Consider the following 16,681-nt stretch of genomic DNA (forward strand, 5'->3'; position numbering starts at 1 on the left):
GGCGAGGGGCATGGGGCGTCCTTGTCCGTTGAAAAGGTGCCACTGTAGCGCAGTTGCTCCCCTTATGGTCGACCAGCCGGCAGCAATGGTTGACCACCCGCCAGCCACTGCGTAGCCTTGCCCACTTCGAGGTTCTTCGGCCTGGCCGAAGCTAAGACGGGAACGCGGTACAAGCCGCGGCTGCCCCCGCAACTGTAAGCACCGACAACGGATCGACACAGCCACTGCGCCAGCGCGCGGGAAGGCGTCATCCCGCCAGCCCGCTGTTCGACTGAACGGGGACATGGAACGGTGCAAGCCAGGAGACCTGCCTCGTCACGTTTTCGACTTTCAACCGGGCGGGGTGATCCGGTGGCGAACAAGCCCGGCCGGCCTGGCCTGCGGCTGTCGTCCTGCATGCCCGCGCCACACTGCCAAGGGCAATGCGACATGAAAACACTGGCCAAGCTCCCCGTCACCATCGTCACCGGCTTCCTCGGCTCGGGCAAGACCACCTTGCTGCGCCACATGCTCGACAACGCCCAGGGGCGCCGCATTGCGGTCATCGTCAACGAGTTCGGCGAACTGGGCATCGATGGCGAAATTCTCAAGCAGTGCAGCATCGGGTGCACCGAGGAAGAAGCCAGCGGCCGCGTCTACGAGCTGGCCAATGGCTGCCTGTGCTGCACCGTGCAGGAAGAATTCTTCCCGGTGATGCGCGAGCTGGTGGCCCGCCGTGGCGACCTCGACCACATCCTCATCGAAACCAGCGGCCTGGCCCTGCCCAAGCCATTGGTACAAGCGTTCCAGTGGCCGGAAATCCGTAACGCCTGCACCGTCGATGCGGTCATCACCGTGGTCGACAGCCCGGCCGTGGCCGCTGGCACCTTTGCTGCCTACCCGGACCAGGTCGATGCCCAGCGCAAGCTCGACCCTAACCTGGACCATGAATCGCCCCTGCATGAGCTGTTCGCTGACCAGTTGGCCAGCGCCGACCTGGTGGTGTTGAACAAGGCCGACCTGATCGACGCCGAAGGCCTGGCCAAGGTGCGTGCCGAGGTGGCCGAAGAACTGCCGCCGGCGGTGAAAGTCATCGAGGCCAGCAGCGGCAAGCTGCCACTGGAGGTGCTGCTGGGCGTGGGTGCCGAGTCCGAGGCGCATATCGATGGCCGCCGAACCCACCACGATTCGCATCACGACGGCGACGATCATGACGATCATGACCACGACGCTTTCGACTCCATCTCTATCGACCTGCCGGAAGCCGACGAAAGCCTGCTGCTCGATGCATTGACCCAGTTGGTGGTGGAGTTCGGTATCCTGCGCGCCAAAGGCTTCGCCGCCATCCCGGGCAAGCCGATGCGCCTGCTGGTACAAGGCGTGGGCACCCGTTTCGACAAGCACTTCGACCGCGCCTGGCGCGCCGATGAGCCGCGCATCACTCGCCTGGTGCTGATCGGCCAGGACCTCGATGCTGCCCAGCTGGAAGCGCGCCTGCGCCAGGCACTGGGCGCCTGACCCATGCACCTGCTGCGGACCCAGCCCGGTGGTTTCGTACCGGATGACAGCATTGCCGACCTCGGCCAGACACCCGCCGAGCTGGTGATTCTCTGCAGCGGCGATTCACACCTGGCCTTGCTCGCCGACACCGCCGAGCAATTGCCCGAAGACTTTCCCAGCCTGCGCCTGGCCAACCCGATGCAGGTGCAGAACCATGCCTCGGTCGACCTGTATGTCGACCAGGTGCTGCGCCACGCCAAGGTCATCCTGGTGTCGCTGCACGGTGGCGTTGGTTACTGGCGCTATGGTGTCGAACAACTGGTCGAGCTGGCCGCCCGTGGCGTGCAGCTGATTCTGGTGCCGGGCGATGACCGCCCGGACCCGGAGCTGACCAGCCTGGGCAACGTCCGCGGTGAGCAGGCCGAGCGGCTTTGGCATTACCTGCGCCAGGGCGGCAAGGCAAACGCCATCAACCTGTTCAACTGCCTGGCCAGCCAATGGCTGGGCCGCGACTATGCCTGGGACGAGCCGCAGCCTTTGCCGCGAACGGCGGTCTATCACCCCGCCAAGGGCAGCGCGACACTCGAGGACTGGTACCCGCACTGGCACCCCGAGCAGCCAGTGGCGCCGTTGCTGTTCTACCGTTCGCACCTGCAAGCGGCCAATACCGCGTTCATCGACGTGTTCTGCCAGCGCCTGCAGGCTGCCGGCCTGAACCCGTTGCCGATCGCCGTGGCCAGCCTCAAGGAAAGCGCCTGCCTGGAACAGGTCGAAGCCTGGCTGGACGAGGTCGGCGCTGAAGTGCTGGTCAATACCACCGGTTTCGCCTTGTCCAGCCCCGAGCGCCCCAACCTGCGCCCGTTTCGCCGCGACATCCCGGTGCTTCAGGCAATCTGCGCGCAGGACAACCAGCCAGGGTGGGAAGCCAGCGAGCAGGGCCTGGGCGCGCGCGACCTGGCCATGCACATTGCATTGCCGGAGCTGGACGGGCGCATCATCACACGCCCTGTCAGTTTCAAGGACATGGCTTGGCGCAGCGAGCGCAGCCAGTCCGACGTTGTCTGCTACCGCGCCCACCCCGAGCGCATGGACTTTGTCGCCGAGCTGGCCCGCCGCTGGGTCGAGCTGGCCCGCCTGCCCAACGCCCAGAAGCGTGTGGCATTGGTGCTGGCCAACTACCCGACCCGGGATGGCCGCATTGGCAATGGCGTCGGCCTGGACACGCCCGCCGCCGCACTCAACATCCTCAAGGCGCTGCAGGCCGAAGGCTATCCGCTGGCCGAGTTGCCGGGCAGCGGTACGCAACTGATCCACCAGCTGCTCGGTGGCGTGACCAACGACCTCGACCATCTCGACCAGCGTCCCTGTGCCCAGAGCCTGAGCCTGGCCGATTACCAGGTGGCGTTCGAGCGCCTGCCGCAGGCCAACCGCCAGGCAGTACTGGAACGCTGGGGGCCGCCCGAACAGGACCCGATGTTCCGCAGCGGCCGGCTGATGGTTGCCGGCCTGCGCTTTGGCTTGACCTTCGTCGGTATCCAGCCGGCGCGGGGCTACCAGGTGGACCCTAGCGCGGTGTATCACGACCCTGACCTGGTGCCACCGCATGGCTACCTGGCATTTCACTTCTGGTTGCGTCACGCATTTGCCGCCGATGCGGTGATCCACGTCGGCAAGCATGGCAACCTCGAATGGCTGCCCGGCAAAGGCGTCGGGCTGTCGGCGCAGTGCTGGCCGGACGCGCTGCTGGGTCCGCTGCCGAACATCTACCCGTTCATCGTCAACGACCCGGGCGAAGGTGCCCAGGCCAAGCGCCGCACCCACGCGGTGATCATCGACCACCTGATGCCGCCGCTGACCCGTGCCGAAACCTATGGCCCGCTGCGCCACCTGGAACAACTGGCTGACGAGTTCTATGAAGCGCAGTTGCTCGACCCTCGACGTGCCCGCGAGTTGCAGCGTGACATCCTCGAGCTGGTCAAGGCCAACCACATCGACCGTGAGTTGCAACTGGAAGGGCAACTGGACGATGCGGCGCTCTGGCTGCCGCGCCTGGACACCTACCTGTGCGACCTGAAGGAGTCGCAGATTCGCGATGGCCTGCACGTGTTTGGTCAGTCACCTGAAGGGCGGCTACGCCTGGATACGCTGCTGGCGTTGTTGCGGGTCGAGCGTGGCGACGGTCGTGGGGGTAATGCCAGCCTGCTGCGGGCTTTGGCCAAAGCACTGGTGCCGGGCTGGGACCCGCTCGACTGCGACCTTGGGCAGCCGTGGCAGGGCATACGCCCTGAACAGCTGCAGGCCATGAGCAATGAACCTTGGCGCACCTGTGGCGACACCCGCGAGCGCCTTGAGCTGCTGGCACTTCAGGTGATCGGGCAGGCACTGGAGGGCACGGCACAGTTACCCGACCTGAGTGAGTGGCAACCGGTGCACGCTGTAGTGCAAGCCCTGCGTGAAGCGGTCGCACCCAGCCTGGACGCCTGCGGCACGGCTGAAATGCATGGCCTGCTGGCGGCACTGGCCGGGCGCTTCGTGCCCGCCGGCCCCAGTGGTGCGCCTAGCCGAGGGCGCCTCGATGTGCTGCCCACTGGCCGCAACTTCTATACGGTGGACGTGCGCAACCTGCCCACCACCACAGCCTGGCGCCTGGGCTTCGCCTCGGCCAGCCTGATCCTCGAGCGCCATCTGCAGGACCACGGCGATCACTTGCGTCAGCTCGGCCTGTCGGTGTGGGGCACGGCGACCATGCGCACCGGCGGCGACGACATCGCGCAGGCCATGGCGCTGATGGGCGTGCGGCCTGTCTGGGCCACCGGCAGCCAGCGCGTCGACGACTTCGAAATCTTGCCGTTGAGCCTGCTCGACCGCCCGCGGGTGGATGTGACGTTGCGCGTTTCCGGCTTCTTCCGCGATGCCTTCGGTAACCTGATCCGCCTGTTCGACGCCGCCGTGCAGGCCGTGGCCGCGCTGGACGAACCTGACGACCTCAACCCCCTGGCTGCCCGCGTGCGCAGCGAACGGGCCACGCTGCAGGCTCAAGGCGTGGATGCCGAGCAGGCTGCACGTCAGGCTGGCTGGCGGGTGTTCGGTGCCAAACCCGGCGCATACGGTGCCGGGGTCCAGAACGCCATCGACGGGCGCTTGTGGCACAGCCGCGACGACCTGGCAGAGGTCTACCTCAACCACGGCGGCTATGCCTACGGCGGCAGCGACGACGGCACCCCGGCCCGCGCCCAGTTCGCCCAGCGCCTGGCCAAGGTGCAGGCGGTGCTGCAGAACCAGGACAACCACGAGCACGACCTGCTCGATTCCAACGATTACTACCAGTTTCAGGGCGGCATGCTGGCGGCCTCGGAAACCCTGTCCGGGGCGGTGGTGGCCAGCTACCATGGCGACCACAGCCAGGCCGACCGACCGCGCATCCGTACCCTCAAGGAAGAGCTGAACCGGGTGATCCGCGCCCGTGCGCTCAATCCCAAGTGGATCGACGGGGTCAAGCGTCACGGCTATAAGGGTGCCTTCGAGATGGCCGCGACAGTCGACAACCTGTTCGCCTTCGACGCCACCACGCACCTGATCGACGACCATCATTACCAGGGGCTGGCCGATGCCTATGTGCTCGACCCGGCAACCCGCGATTTCATGCGCGAGCACAACCCCGAGGCCCTGCGCGACCTCACCGAGCGCCTGCTGGAGGCCCAGCAGCGCGGCTTGTGGCAGGCGCCGGGCGACTACCGCGAAGCCCTTGAGGAACAACTGCTCGATGGCGAGGAACAGGCTTGAAATGAGTGAACCCGTACAATTTCCGCTGGCGGCCGTGGTCGGTGCAGACGAACTCAAGCTGGCGCTGTGCCTGACCGCCATCGACCCCAGGATCGGTGGTGTGCTGATCGAAGGGCCGCGTGGCATGGCCAAGAGCACCCTGGCCCGTGGCCTGGCCGACCTGCTTGGCGAAGGCCCGTTCGTCACCTTGCCATTGGGCGCCAGTGAAGAGCGGCTGGTCGGCACCCTCGACCTGGATGCCGCGCTGGGGCAGGGCAAGGCGCAGTTTTCCCCGGGCGTGCTGGCCCAGGCCGACGGCGGTGTGCTGTATGTCGATGAGGTCAACCTGCTGCCCGACACCTTGGTCGATCTGTTGCTTGACGTGGCTGCCAGCGGCACAAACCGCATCGAGCGTGACGGTATCTCGCATCGGCACAGCGCCCGCTTCGTACTGATCGGCACCATGAACCCGGAAGAGGGCGAACTGCGCCCGCAGTTGCTCGACCGTTTCGGATTGAACGTGGCGCTGGAGGGCTTGCCGGAGCCCGAGGCCCGGCAGCAGATCATTCGCCGCCGTCTGGCCTTCGACAGTGACCCTCAGGCGTTCTGCGCACACTGGGCCCAGGCCCAGGCGCAACTGCGCGAGCGCTGCCACGCGGCGCGCCAGGCCTTGGCCGACATTGCCCTGGATGACCAGGCGCTTGCCTGGATTACAGAGCGCTGCTACGCCGCCGGCGTGGACGGCCTGCGTGCCGACCTGGTGTGGCTGCGCGCTGCGCGCGCCCACTGTGCCTGGCGTGGGGCTGCAGCTATCGAAGAAGTGGATGTCGAGGCGGTGGCCGAATTCGCCTTGCGCCATCGCCGCCGTATGACGCCCCAGGCCAGCCCGCCGTCGGCGCCACAGCCGCCTGACCAGCAGCCTGGCGCCGGCAACCCGGGCGAACAGGGTGGGCAGGGCGACTGGGGGGCATTACCGGCACAGCCGGTAGCCAGCGGCGCCCGCCGCGAGGTGCCGAACTGGGCAAAAAAGCCCTGAGCATCCCCCAGCCACCAGCCAACGGGGCGGATGCCAGAACGGGCATAGGCAAGCAGAACGGTACCCGCCGTGGCCTCGTGCGAAATGCGGCGGCCGGCCGGGTAGCCTGGCTGCCGACCTTGCTCAAAGGGCGGCCACGCCAGCGACAGGACCTGTGCTGGCAGCAGCGCCAAGGCAGGCCGGCAGAATTGTGGCTGGTGATCGTCGATGCCTCGGCTTCAACCCGGCGCCATCAGGCGCTGGCACAGACCAAAGGGCTGCTGGCGGCATTGTTCGACCAGGCCTACCGCCAGCGCGCCCGCCTGGCCCTGCTGACTGCCAGCGGGCGCACACCACAGTGGCAGCGCCACGGGCTGAAGGCATCCGCTGCCTTGCAACCCTGGCTGCAGGCCTTGGGAGCAGGTGGGGGCACGCCGCTGATCGCCGCCCTGGAACAGGCGCGGCACTGGCTACAGGCGCGGCAGCGAGCCCATCCGCAAGAGGCCTTGCGTTGCCTGGTGTTCACCGACGGTCGCCTGCAGCACAGCAATACCGTGCAGCCGATGCCATGCGCCACGTTGTTGGTCGATATGGAACTGGCGCCCGTGCGCCTGGGACGCGCGCAGCGTCTGGCAGAACAATTACAGGCTGATTACCAGCACTTGCAACAATTCAAGGTGGTGGATTGAACTGGCAGGTTGCGACACGTTGTCGCAATTGGGAAAGTTGCCACAACAGCAACAGAGAAGTTGTACAAGTGCGTGACCATGCACGCACTTGTTGTGCTGGCCGATCTTACTTCGGCATCGACCACGGTTGCAGGTCGTAGCCCTTTTCACACAATTCGGCGCGCACTTCTTCGATCAGGCTGGCCCACTGGGCCGGGTCGGAGTAGATGCGCGACGACACTTGCTTGGCGCCGATGCGGGTGCTGGTCCGGTCGATCACTGCCAGGCTCAGTTCACCAGTACCGTTGGGTGCATCCCAGGCTACGCACTGGAAAGGTTCGAAGGCGTGGTCGGCAATCAGCAGTGCTTCGTTGACACGGAGCGGGGCATTCATGGTTCGGTCTCTCTATGGTCCCAAACATCGAAGTGAAGTCCGCGTTGCTTCAAAGTCGCCTCATTGATCGCGAAATGCAGCGCGGGGTTATGTCTACTGATGCTCGTTGTTCGTGGGTAAGTCACACATTGGCTGTAAATTTTTTTTCAGGGTCGACGCTGTTCTTGCCTGCGCCGCCATGTGATGTCGATAAAGTGCGAAAATTCCCGTGGCGGTTTGTAAAAAAATGATTCGGCAGACAGACGGTACTGGGCACCGTCAACTTCGTTGCTACTGTTAAACGGGCGCCACAACTTGCTGTTTTACTTCAAAAAACCAAAAACTGGCGCCAAGGATCGGTCATGCAGCAGCCTGCCGCTCAACGCCGTTTGCTTATCGTCGACCCCTGCGACGATTGCCACCGCTTGTTACCTGGCCTGCGCAACGCAGGCTGGGATGTGGACAGCTGTATGCTCGGGGCCGCGCTGGACCACACGTGCGATGTCGGGCTATTGCGCTTGCAGGCTTCGCACCTGAGGCACCCGGACGCGGTCAAGGACATGATCAAGCGCAGCAACACCGAATGGATTGCCGTGCTCAGCGCCGATCAGTTGCGCATGCCGGCGTTCGGTGATTTTGTGTGTGAGTGGTTTTTCGACTTCCATACCCTGCCGTTCGACGTCTCCCGCGTGCAGGTAACCCTGGGCCGGGCCTTCGGCATGGCGCGCTTGCGCGGCAAGGGGGCCGTCAAGGTCGATGAGGCAACCCATGAGTTGCTCGGCGAAAGCCGGCCTATCCGCGAGTTGCGCAAGTTGCTGGGTAAACTGGCACCCACCGAATCGCCTGTGCTGATCCGCGGAGAAAGCGGCACCGGCAAAGAGCTGGTGGCGCGCACCTTGCACCGCCAGTCGCAACGCAGCGAGCAACCGTTCATCGCGATCAACTGCGGGGCGATCCCCGAGCACTTGATCCAGTCCGAACTGTTCGGCCATGAGAAGGGCGCCTTTACCGGTGCCCACCAGCGCAAGACCGGGCGTATCGAAGCGGCCGATGGCGGCACATTGTTTCTTGATGAAATCGGCGACCTGCCGTTGGAATTGCAGGCCAACTTGCTGCGTTTTTTGCAGGAGAAGCACATCGAGCGGGTGGGTGGCAGCCAGCCCATACCGGTGGATGTACGGGTGCTGGCGGCCACCCATGTGGACCTCGAGCGGGCCATCGAGCAAGGGCGTTTCCGCGAAGACCTGTATTACCGCCTGAACGTCTTGCAGGTGGTGACCGCGCCGTTGCGCGACCGGCATGGTGACCTGTCGATGCTGGCCAACCATTTTGCCCATTTCTACAGCGTGGAGACCGGGCGTCGGCCACGGTCGTTCAGCGACCATGCCCTGGCGGCGATGGGGCGGCATGACTGGCCGGGCAATGTGCGCGAACTGGCCAACCGCGTGCGCCGCGGGTTGGTGCTGGCCGAAGGGCGGCAGATCGAGGCGCAAGACTTGGGGTTGCAACTGCTCGACCCGGAACAACAACCGCTGGGCACGCTGGAAGAATACAAGCAGCGCGCCGAGCGCCAGGCGCTGTGCGATGTGCTCAACCGGCACAGCGACAACCTGAGCGTGGCGGCCAAGGTGCTGGGCATTTCACGGCCGACGTTCTATCGGTTGTTGCACAAGCACCAGATACGCTGAGCGCTGCTGAGGTACGCTTGCGCTGTTCTTTGAAGCCGCTCTTACACAAGCCGGTGTAGGAGCGGGTTCACCCGCGAAAGGGCCGGGCCTGCTGGCCAATTTCCACCCGCCGTTCACCGTTGTCGCGGCTACCGTATTCGCGGCTAAAGCCGCTCCTACCGGGGAACCACAAGCCTGTGTAGGCGCGGGTTTACCCGCGAAAGGGCCGGGCCTGCTGGCCAATGTCCACCGGCCGTTCACTGTTGTCGCTGCTACCGTATTCGCGGGTAAACCCGCTCCTACACCGGGGGTGGACACACATCGGTTTAGCCGCGAAGAGGCCCTGCCCGGCGAACTCAGTGCGGTCCGCGCGGGATGGTCTTGAGCAAGTCTTCGGGGCTGATATGCCCCACCACCTGGGCCACCGCGCTGCCCGGGGTCGGCAGGTCGATGATGTGGCTCTTCATCTTGCCGATCACATGCATCTCGCACGGCTTGCAGTCGAACTTCAGGGTCAGCACTTCGTCACCCTGAATCAGCTGCATCGGTGCCACCTTGGTACGCACGCCGGTCACGCCCTTGGCCTGCTTGGGGCACAGGTTGAAGGAGAAGCGCAGGCAGTGCTTGGTGATCATCACCGGCACTTCGCCGTGTTCTTCATGCGCTTCATAGGCCGCATCGATCAGTTGCACACCGTGGCGGTGGTAGAAGTCGCGGGCCTTCTGGTTGTATACGTTGGCCAGGAACGACAGGTGCGACTCGGGGTACACCGGCGGTGGCGTGGTCTCGGCCTTGCGCCCGCCACGCGGATGCGCCTGCACGCGTGCTGCAGTCAGTGCCTCGATGGCTTCGCGGCGCAGGGCCTTGAGCTGCGAGTTGGGAATGAAGTACGCCTGCGGGGCATCCAGTTCGATGCGGTCGGCGTGGTACAGGGTGGTGCCCAACTGGCCGAGCAGGTCGTGCAACTGCTCCAGTGCCTGCTGCGGCTTGTTGGCTACGCCGAATGGGCCGTCCAGGGCCACCTGCACGCTTACGCCTTCTTCACTGCTGAGGGTTAGCATCAAGCGCTGCTCGCGCAGGACGGCGTGCCACTCCACGCCGACCCGGCGTTCGGAGGAGGTGCGTTGCAGGGCCTGTTGCCAGTTGTGGTCGAGGTTGCGCGACAGCGGGTGGTTGGGCCGCAGCTTGTGCAGGCCTTCGGGCATTTCGTTGGGCTCGACGCGATAGCGGTAGCGCTTCTGGCCGTCTTCTTCGAATTCGCCACGCGGTTCGGCGATGTTGGCGCGGAAGCCCACCACTTCGCGCTTGACCAGCACATTGAGGCCGTCGCCGTTGGTCAGCGGTACGTCGGTGACCACTTGCATGTCACGCTTGCCGACCTTCTCCACTACGCCCACCGGCAGGCCGGTGAAGGTTGGCGAGTCGAAGGCGCCGATATCGACCTTGCGGTCGGTCACGAAGTAGTCGGTGCTGCCGCGGTGGAAGGTTTTATCCGGGTCGGGCAGGAAGAAGTGTTCGGTACGGCCGCTGGACGCGCGGGCGTACTGAGGGCGGTCTTCAAGGATGGCATCGAGCTCTTTGCGGTAATGGGCGGTGATGTTCTTCACATAGCCCATGTCCTTGTAGCGGCCCTCGATCTTGAACGAGCGCACGCCGGCATCGACCAGGTCAGCCAGGTTGGCGGTCTGGTTGTTGTCCTTCATCGACAGCAGGTGTTTCTCGAACGCAACCACGCGGCCCTGGTCATCTTTCAGCGTGTAGGGCAGGCGGCAGGCTTGCGAGCAATCACCACGGTTGGCGCTGCGGCCGGTCTGCGCATGGGAAATGTTGCATTGGCCAGAGAACGCCACGCACAGCGCGCCGTGGATGAAGAACTCGATGGCGGCATCGGTTTCGGCGGCGATGGCGCGGATTTGCTGCAGGTTCAGCTCCCGCGCCAGTACCAGTTGCGAGAACCCGGCCTGGTCGAGAAACTTGGCCCGTTCCAGGGTGCGGATGTCGGTCTGGGTGCTGGCATGCAGCTCGATCGGCGGGATGTCCAGCTCCATCACCCCAAGGTCCTGCACGATCAGCGCGTCAACGCCGGCATCGTACAGCTGGTGAATCAGCTTGCGCGCCGGTTCCAGCTCGTTGTCGTGCAGGATGGTGTTGATGGTGGTGAACACGCGTGCATGGTAGCGATGGGCGAACTCGACCAGCTCGGCGATATCGCTGACTTCGTTGCAGGCGTTATGGCGCGCGCCGAAGCTCGGGCCGCCGATATAGATGGCGTCAGCGCCGTGCAGGATCGCTTCACGGGCGATGGCCACGTCACGGGCAGGGCTGAGCAGTTCCAGGTGATTCTTTGGAAGGGACATGTCGTTATATTTTCGGGCTGTCACGGTTTAGGCGGGCATTGTAGCGGTGAAATGGGCTGGCGGCATCATTGGGGTGCCGAGAGGTGCGGGATTGGCTGCGGGTACGCGCAACTGTGGGAGCGGCCTTGCGTCGCGAAAGGGCCGCAGAGCGGCCCCGGCGATCTTGCAGTCAGTCAACGATGTTGGGGGCGCGCACCCCAACATGCGCAGCTCAGCGCTTGGCAGCCATCGCCGTCACTTCCACACGCATGCCTTCAAAGGCCAGTGAAGCCACACCCACCGCCGCACGCACCGGCCAGGGCTTGCTGAAGAAGCGCTGGTACACCTCGTTGAACGCTGCGCGGTCGGCCATGTCGGTCAGGTAGATGGTCAGGTGCAGCACGCGGTCCATACCGCTACCGGCCTTTTCCAGAGCCACTTTCAGCGCCTGCAGGGTGCATTCGCTCTGCTCGACGATGCCGCCCAGTTCCAGGCTGCCGTCGGCGTGGGTCGGGATTTGCGTGGTGACCAGCACGCCGTTGTACTCGGCAACGTCCGAGGAAATCGACTCGGCGTCCGGGTCCGGGGTGTAGAGGATGTCTGCATGTGCCATGGTGTGTCTGCCTTGCAACGGAAGGAAAACGGCAAGCCTACGCGAGCGCACCTGCCCGGTCGAGGGTGCCTCGGCGTTTGAAATGCGCGGCGTTCGCCGTCAGAATCGCAGGCGATTGCAAAACCAGGGGTTTACGTTGAACGAACAGACTTTGTCCAGGCGCCTGGAGCGTGTGGCCGCCCATGTGCCACAGGGCGCGCGCCTGGCCGACATTGGCTCGGATCACGGCTACCTGCCGGTGGCCTTGATGCTGCGTGGCGTGCTCGAGGCCGCGGTAGCGGGTGAAGTGGCACAGACGCCGTTCGCCTCGGCCCAGCGCAATGTGCGCAGAAACGGCCTGCAAGCGCAGGTAACCGTACGCCTGGCCGATGGGCTGGCAGCGGTCGAGCCGCAAGACCGTATCTCGGTGGTGAGCATCTGCGGGATGGGCGGCGACACCATGTGCGAGATACTCGAGGCCGGCAAGCAGCGCCTTGGCGGCGTCACGCGCCTGGTACTGCAGCCCAATGGCGGTGAGCGCGAACTGCGCCAGTGGCTGGCGGGCAATGGTTACCAGATCGTCAGCGAAGAGCTGCTACGGGAAAACCGCTTCGATTACGAGATCATCGTCGCCGAGCCGGGCAGGGGGGTGTATAGCGCTGAACAGCTGTACTTCGGCCCCGTGTTGATGCAGGAGAAAAGCGAGGCGTTTGTGGTCAAGTGGCGGCGCATGCTGCGGCAGAAGCAGCAGACCCTGGCCAATTTCCAGCGGGCCCGCGATGCGGTGCCTCAGGCGAAGGTCGACGATTTCAATCAGCAGGTGGGCTGGATCACCCAGGTGCTGGCCTGACTCACTGCTGCGAGCAGTTGCCCATTTCCCGGTAGTCGATTTCGCGCTTCTGGCCCTGATGGTCGACGTACACCATGTGTGCGGTGCCTACCTGGCAGTCGGCGGCGTTGCTGGCCGGTGTGATGGAGATGACCTTGGCCACGTCCAGCGGCATGCCGTATTCATATTGGCTGCTGACTGGCTGGTTGTTGCCGGCATCGGCAAAAGCACCGAACGAGGCGAAGGCAGCGGCAATGGCAAGGACAGCGATCGAGCGTTTCATGACAGGCTCCTTTTTTAATGGATGGCTAATGATCTATTCATTGGTCATCCACAATAAATGGGCTAAACCGTGATAGATTCCTGCCTGTAACGCAAGAATAAGACAAAGAAAGGAGCCCACCTTCATGGACATGCTGCATGCCATGCGTACCTTCACCCGTGTGGTGGAATGTGGCAGCTTCGCTGCAGCTGCCAATGCTCTGGATATTTCTGCAGCGCAGGTTTCGCGCATCATTGCCGAGCTGGAGAACCAGCTGCAGACCCGCCTGCTGCACCGCACCACCCGGCGCTTGCGCATGAGCGAGGCGGGTGAGCGGTTTCTGGAGCGTGCTCGGCAGATCATGCTGCTGACCGAAGAAGCCGTGGGCGAAGCGCGAGGGGCGCACCTCACGCCTCGCGGCCATCTGCGTTTGCACTGCCCGCACGGCATGGGGCTGTTGCTGATGCCGCTGGTGGCCGGCTACAACACGCTATACCCGGAAGTGGTGATTGAGCTGACGCTGTCGCAGCGTAACCCCGACCCGCTGGCAGAAGGGCATGACGTGGTGATCACCGTGGACGGTGCGCTGCCGGATTCGCAGCTGATCGCTGTGCCGCTGGGCAACATTTTCAGCATCCCCTGCGCGGCCCCCGGTTACCTGGATACCCACGGTGTACCGGAGCGCCCCGAAGACTTGCACGGCCATCGCTGCCTGCGCATGGCTTACCCGATGTACGAAGGCGATTGGGTGTTCCCGCAAGGGGTTGACCAGTGCGTGATCGCGCCGAATGACAGTTTTTCCACCAACGTTGCCGACGCCATGCTGGTGGCCAGCGAGCTGGGCATGGGCATTGGCCTGCTGCCGTTCTACACCGCCAGCGAGGCGATCGAGCAGGGGCGCTTGCGCCGGTTGTTGGCACCGTATCGGTTGAGGGAGAGTGCGCTGTATGCGATGTATCCGTCACGCCACTACCTGGACGCCAAGGTGCGCACCTGGATCGACTACCTCAAGGAGCAGTTGCCGGCGCTGTTCGAGGGGCATGCCAGGGTGGTGGATGACGCGCGGTATTGGCGCTGAGGCGAGAAGTTTGCCGCGGTGACATTCCTGTGGGCGCGGGCGCGCCCGCGAACACCGGCAAAGCCGGTGCCAGCCACAGCGTCGCCCGCGCCCCCAAGAACCGCGTTGCCTTTGCGTTACAGCGGATAGTTTTTCAATTCCCGTGCAATCAGCATGCGCTGGATCTCGCTCGACCCTTCATAGATCTGGGTAATCCGCGCATCCCGGTAGTAGCGCTCCACCGGGTAATCTTCCAGATAGCCGTACCCACCATGCACCTGGATGGCCATCGAGCACACCCGCTCGGCCATCTCCGAAGCGAAGAGCTTGGCCTGTGACGCTTCCGACAGGCACGGCTTGCCGGCGCTGCGCAGGCGGGCGGCATGCAGGATCAGCAAACGTGCGGCGTTCACCTGCACCTGCATGTCAGCCAGCAGATTGGCGATGCTCTGGTGTTCGTTGATCGGCTTGCCAAACTGTATGCGGTCACGCGAGTAGACCAGCGCCGCTTCGAATGCGGCGCGGGCGATGCCCAAGGCCTGGGCGGCAATGCCGATACGGCCGCCTTCGAGGTTGGACAGGGCAATGGCCAGGCCCTTGCCACGCTCACCGAGGATATTGGCGGCAGGAATGCGGCAGTTGTCGAAGGTCACTGCGCAGGTGTCGGAGGCGCGAATGCCCATCTTGTGCTCGCTGCGGTCAACCTTGAACCCAGGGTTGTCGGTGGGCACCAGGAACGCCGACAGGCCTTTCTTGCCCAGCTCCGGGTCGGTCACTGCGAAGACGATCGCCAGGCCGGCACGGCGGGCATTGCTGACGAACTGCTTGGCACCGTTGATGACCCACTGGCCATCCACCCGCTCGGCGCGGGTGCGCAGGTTGTGCGCCTCGGAGCCGGCCTGTGGCTCGGTCAGGCAGAAGCAGCCAATCACCTCGCCGCTGGCCAGGCGTGGCAGCCACTGCTGTTGCTGGTCGGCGGTGCCGTAGGCCAGCAGCGGGCCGCAACCTACCGAGTTGTGGATGCTCATCATCGCCCCGGTGGCGCCGCAGCCGGCGGCGATCTCTTCCACGGCCAGGGCATAGGCGACATAGTCGGTGTAGCTGCCGCCGAAGTCCTCGGGCACCACCATGCCCAACAGGCCCAGTTCGCCCATCTTGCGCACCACGCCATCATCGATCCAGCCGGCCTTTTCCCAAGCCTGGGCATGGGGTGCGATTTCGCCACGGGCAAAGTCCCGGGCCATGTCGCGGATCATGATCTGTTCTTCGCTCAGTTCGAGGTCTTGCATCTGTGTACTCCCGGGCTCACAAGCCTTCGAAGAATTGTTCGACCCGCTGGCCTTGCAGCGCGGCCAGGGTCGGCGGGTTCCAGCGGGGCTGCTTGTCCTTGTCGATGATCAGGGCACGCACGCCTTCGATGATGTCGCCGTGCTGGAACCACTGGCGGTCCAGGTGCAGTTCCATGGCAAAGCAGTCGTCAATGCCCAGCTCGCGCCCCCGGCGCAGCATCTCCAGCGTAACCGCCATGGCCAGAGGCGAGCGGGTTTCCAACTGATCGGCGGTGGCCACCGCCCAGGCGTGGCTGTCGCCAAGGCTCACCGCACGCAGTTGCTCGACGATGGCTGGCAGGTCGGGCAGGGCGAAGAAGTGGTCGATGGCCGGGCGCAGCTTTTCCAGTGGCGCATCATCCAGTGTCTGGGTGCCGAGCCTGGCCAGCAGGTTTTGCAGGTCCTTGAGCGGGTGGTCGCTGAAGTCGAGCTGGTCGAGGCCCCGGTCGAGGGCAGCGAGCTGATCGCTGGCCAGGTACCAGTCGGCCAGGCCGCAGTACAAGGCGTCGGCCGCCTGGATCTGGGCACCGCTGACACCCAGGTAGATGCCCAGCTCGCCGGGGATGCGCGAGAGGAAGTAGCTGCCGCCCACGTCCGGGAAGTAGCCGATGCCAACCTCGGGCATGCCCAGCCGGCTGCGCTCGGTGACCACGCGCAGGTCGCAGCCTTGGGCCAGGCCCATGCCGCCCCCGAGGGTGAAGCCGTCCATTACCACCAGTATTGGCTTGCGGTAGCGGTGGATGACCAGGTCGAGGGCGTACTCTTCGACGAAAAAGGTTTCATGCAGCGTGTCGCCGGCCTTGAAGCTGTCGTACAGCGAGCGGATATCGCCACCGGCACAGAACCCCTTGGGGCCTTCGCCGCGCAGGACCACGGCGCGTACCTGCGGGTTGTCGGCCCACTGGTCCAGGTGCTGACGCAGGCTGCGCACCATGTCCAGGGTCAGGGCATTGAGACCGGCTGGGCGGTTCAGGGTCAGGTGGCCGATCTGGTTGCGGACCTCGGCCAGTACATGGTCGGTTGCTGCCGGGGTATGAGCGTGTGCAGTCATTGCGTTCTCCCTGCTTTGTTATTGATTTTCCAAGTGAAGTCTGGAGTTCGCTGGAGGATCGCAGGATCCTGGCATGCGAATTTGCCTTGCACAATCGACAATTGTGCAAGGGTACCGTGCGTTTTTACCTTGTGTGAGGCCAGCGCGCGCTTGTGGAGCAGCCTTTGCCCCCACGGGATTCCGTCCCCCGATTCGGGGGATCCTGCTGGGGGATCCTCCCCAATCCGTTGCGGTTGATCGTACAAGTTATTGATTAATATTG

Annotated in this window: 13 protein-coding genes and 1 riboswitch; of the genes, 7 read left to right on the forward strand and 6 right to left on the reverse strand. The window is 64.4% G+C overall.

Going from position 1 to position 16,681, the window contains the following annotated elements:
• The first annotated feature begins 112 nt into the window (after positions 1 to 112).
• A riboswitch (cobalamin riboswitch) is annotated at positions 113 to 329 on the forward strand.
• Positions 330 to 429: 100 nt separating this feature from the next.
• The 4 genes from cobW to AC3WLP_RS16145 all read left to right on the forward strand — a co-directional run bounded on the left by cobW (position 430) and on the right by AC3WLP_RS16145 (position 6,945).
• Entirely contained in the window at positions 430 to 1,497 is a 1,068-nt protein-coding gene (cobW, locus tag AC3WLP_RS16130) for a cobalamin biosynthesis protein CobW (RefSeq protein WP_003247913.1), read from the forward strand.
• 3 nt (positions 1,498 to 1,500) lie between these two features.
• Positions 1,501 to 5,262 (forward strand): cobaltochelatase subunit CobN, encoded by a 3,762-nt coding sequence (gene cobN, locus AC3WLP_RS16135; protein ID WP_088512697.1) that lies wholly within the window; start codon positions 1,501 to 1,503, stop codon positions 5,260 to 5,262.
• A gap of 1 nt (position 5,263) precedes the next feature.
• Positions 5,264 to 6,277, forward strand: a complete 1,014-nt coding sequence (locus AC3WLP_RS16140; RefSeq protein ID WP_088512696.1) for a magnesium chelatase ATPase subunit I — start codon at positions 5,264 to 5,266, stop codon at positions 6,275 to 6,277.
• Positions 6,278 to 6,354: 77 nt separating this feature from the next.
• Positions 6,355 to 6,945 carry a vWA domain-containing protein gene (locus AC3WLP_RS16145; protein WP_012052138.1) on the forward strand — a complete coding sequence of 197 codons (591 nt, stop codon included), beginning with the start codon at positions 6,355 to 6,357 and terminating at the stop codon, positions 6,943 to 6,945.
• Positions 6,946 to 7,051: 106 nt separating this feature from the next.
• Here the strand turns inward: AC3WLP_RS16145 and AC3WLP_RS16150 are convergent, their stop codons facing one another.
• A complete protein-coding gene (locus AC3WLP_RS16150; RefSeq protein WP_003247923.1) occupies positions 7,052 to 7,318 on the reverse strand; it encodes a hypothetical protein in 267 nt (88 codons plus the stop codon).
• Positions 7,319 to 7,659: 341 nt separating this feature from the next.
• Between AC3WLP_RS16150 and AC3WLP_RS16155 the strand changes: the two genes are divergently transcribed.
• Positions 7,660 to 8,985, forward strand: coding sequence for a sigma-54 dependent transcriptional regulator (locus AC3WLP_RS16155; RefSeq protein ID WP_010954363.1), 1,326 nt, complete (start codon positions 7,660 to 7,662; stop codon positions 8,983 to 8,985).
• Positions 8,986 to 9,320: 335 nt separating this feature from the next.
• On the opposite strand, the gene AC3WLP_RS16160 is transcribed toward AC3WLP_RS16155, so the two are convergent.
• Positions 9,321 to 11,321 (reverse strand): peptidase U32 family protein, encoded by a 2,001-nt coding sequence (locus AC3WLP_RS16160; protein ID WP_003247926.1) that lies wholly within the window; start codon positions 11,319 to 11,321, stop codon positions 9,321 to 9,323.
• Between the two features lie 211 nt (positions 11,322 to 11,532).
• Positions 11,533 to 11,913 carry a RidA family protein gene (locus AC3WLP_RS16165; protein ID WP_014860143.1) on the reverse strand — a complete coding sequence of 127 codons (381 nt, stop codon included), beginning with the start codon at positions 11,911 to 11,913 and terminating at the stop codon, positions 11,533 to 11,535.
• A 136-nt stretch (positions 11,914 to 12,049) separates the two neighbouring features.
• Between AC3WLP_RS16165 and AC3WLP_RS16170 the strand changes: the two genes are divergently transcribed.
• Positions 12,050 to 12,742 (forward strand): tRNA (adenine(22)-N(1))-methyltransferase, encoded by a 693-nt coding sequence (locus AC3WLP_RS16170; RefSeq protein WP_088512695.1) that lies wholly within the window; start codon positions 12,050 to 12,052, stop codon positions 12,740 to 12,742.
• Between the two features lies 1 nt (position 12,743).
• On the opposite strand, the gene AC3WLP_RS16175 is transcribed toward AC3WLP_RS16170, so the two are convergent.
• Positions 12,744 to 13,004: a DUF2790 domain-containing protein gene (locus AC3WLP_RS16175; RefSeq protein WP_003247932.1), complete on the reverse strand. Its 261-nt coding sequence runs from the start codon at positions 13,002 to 13,004 to the stop codon at positions 12,744 to 12,746.
• A gap of 124 nt (positions 13,005 to 13,128) precedes the next feature.
• Here AC3WLP_RS16175 and AC3WLP_RS16180 point away from each other — a divergent pair, with 124 nt between their 5' ends.
• Positions 13,129 to 14,061: a LysR family transcriptional regulator gene (locus tag AC3WLP_RS16180; protein WP_088512694.1), complete on the forward strand. Its 933-nt coding sequence runs from the start codon at positions 13,129 to 13,131 to the stop codon at positions 14,059 to 14,061.
• A gap of 116 nt (positions 14,062 to 14,177) precedes the next feature.
• Here AC3WLP_RS16180 and AC3WLP_RS16185 read toward each other — a convergent pair whose 3' ends face one another.
• Together AC3WLP_RS16185 and AC3WLP_RS16190 are read right to left on the reverse strand one after the other, a co-directional pair.
• Positions 14,178 to 15,329, reverse strand: coding sequence for an acyl-CoA dehydrogenase family protein (locus AC3WLP_RS16185; RefSeq protein ID WP_014756960.1), 1,152 nt, complete (start codon positions 15,327 to 15,329; stop codon positions 14,178 to 14,180).
• Between the two features lie 16 nt (positions 15,330 to 15,345).
• On the reverse strand, positions 15,346 to 16,419 hold the full coding sequence (locus tag AC3WLP_RS16190) for an enoyl-CoA hydratase/isomerase family protein (protein WP_012052142.1): 1,074 nt from the start codon (positions 16,417 to 16,419) through the stop codon (positions 15,346 to 15,348).
• Between the last annotated feature and the right edge of the window lie 262 nt (positions 16,420 to 16,681).

This window comes from Pseudomonas sp. FW305-E2 (genome assembly GCF_058782925.1).

What these genes read in the sequence shown, in the direction of transcription:
- cobW (WP_003247913.1), top strand. Translation starts at nt 430, where the DNA reads ATGAAAACACTGGCCAAGCTCCCCGTCACCATCGTCACCGGCTTCCTC.
- AC3WLP_RS16150 (WP_003247923.1), bottom strand. Translation starts at nt 7,318, where the DNA reads ATGAATGCCCCGCTCCGTGTCAACGAAGCACTGCTGATTGCCGACCAC.
- cobN (WP_088512697.1), top strand. Translation starts at nt 1,501, where the DNA reads ATGCACCTGCTGCGGACCCAGCCCGGTGGTTTCGTACCGGATGACAGC.
- AC3WLP_RS16165 (WP_014860143.1), bottom strand. Translation starts at nt 11,913, where the DNA reads ATGGCACATGCAGACATCCTCTACACCCCGGACCCGGACGCCGAGTCG.
- AC3WLP_RS16175 (WP_003247932.1), bottom strand. Translation starts at nt 13,004, where the DNA reads ATGAAACGCTCGATCGCTGTCCTTGCCATTGCCGCTGCCTTCGCCTCG.
- AC3WLP_RS16180 (WP_088512694.1), top strand. Translation starts at nt 13,129, where the DNA reads ATGGACATGCTGCATGCCATGCGTACCTTCACCCGTGTGGTGGAATGT.
- AC3WLP_RS16160 (WP_003247926.1), bottom strand. Translation starts at nt 11,321, where the DNA reads ATGTCCCTTCCAAAGAATCACCTGGAACTGCTCAGCCCTGCCCGTGAC.
- AC3WLP_RS16190 (WP_012052142.1), bottom strand. Translation starts at nt 16,419, where the DNA reads ATGACTGCACACGCTCATACCCCGGCAGCAACCGACCATGTACTGGCC.
- AC3WLP_RS16155 (WP_010954363.1), top strand. Translation starts at nt 7,660, where the DNA reads ATGCAGCAGCCTGCCGCTCAACGCCGTTTGCTTATCGTCGACCCCTGC.
- AC3WLP_RS16185 (WP_014756960.1), bottom strand. Translation starts at nt 15,329, where the DNA reads ATGCAAGACCTCGAACTGAGCGAAGAACAGATCATGATCCGCGACATG.
- AC3WLP_RS16140 (WP_088512696.1), top strand. Translation starts at nt 5,264, where the DNA reads ATGAGTGAACCCGTACAATTTCCGCTGGCGGCCGTGGTCGGTGCAGAC.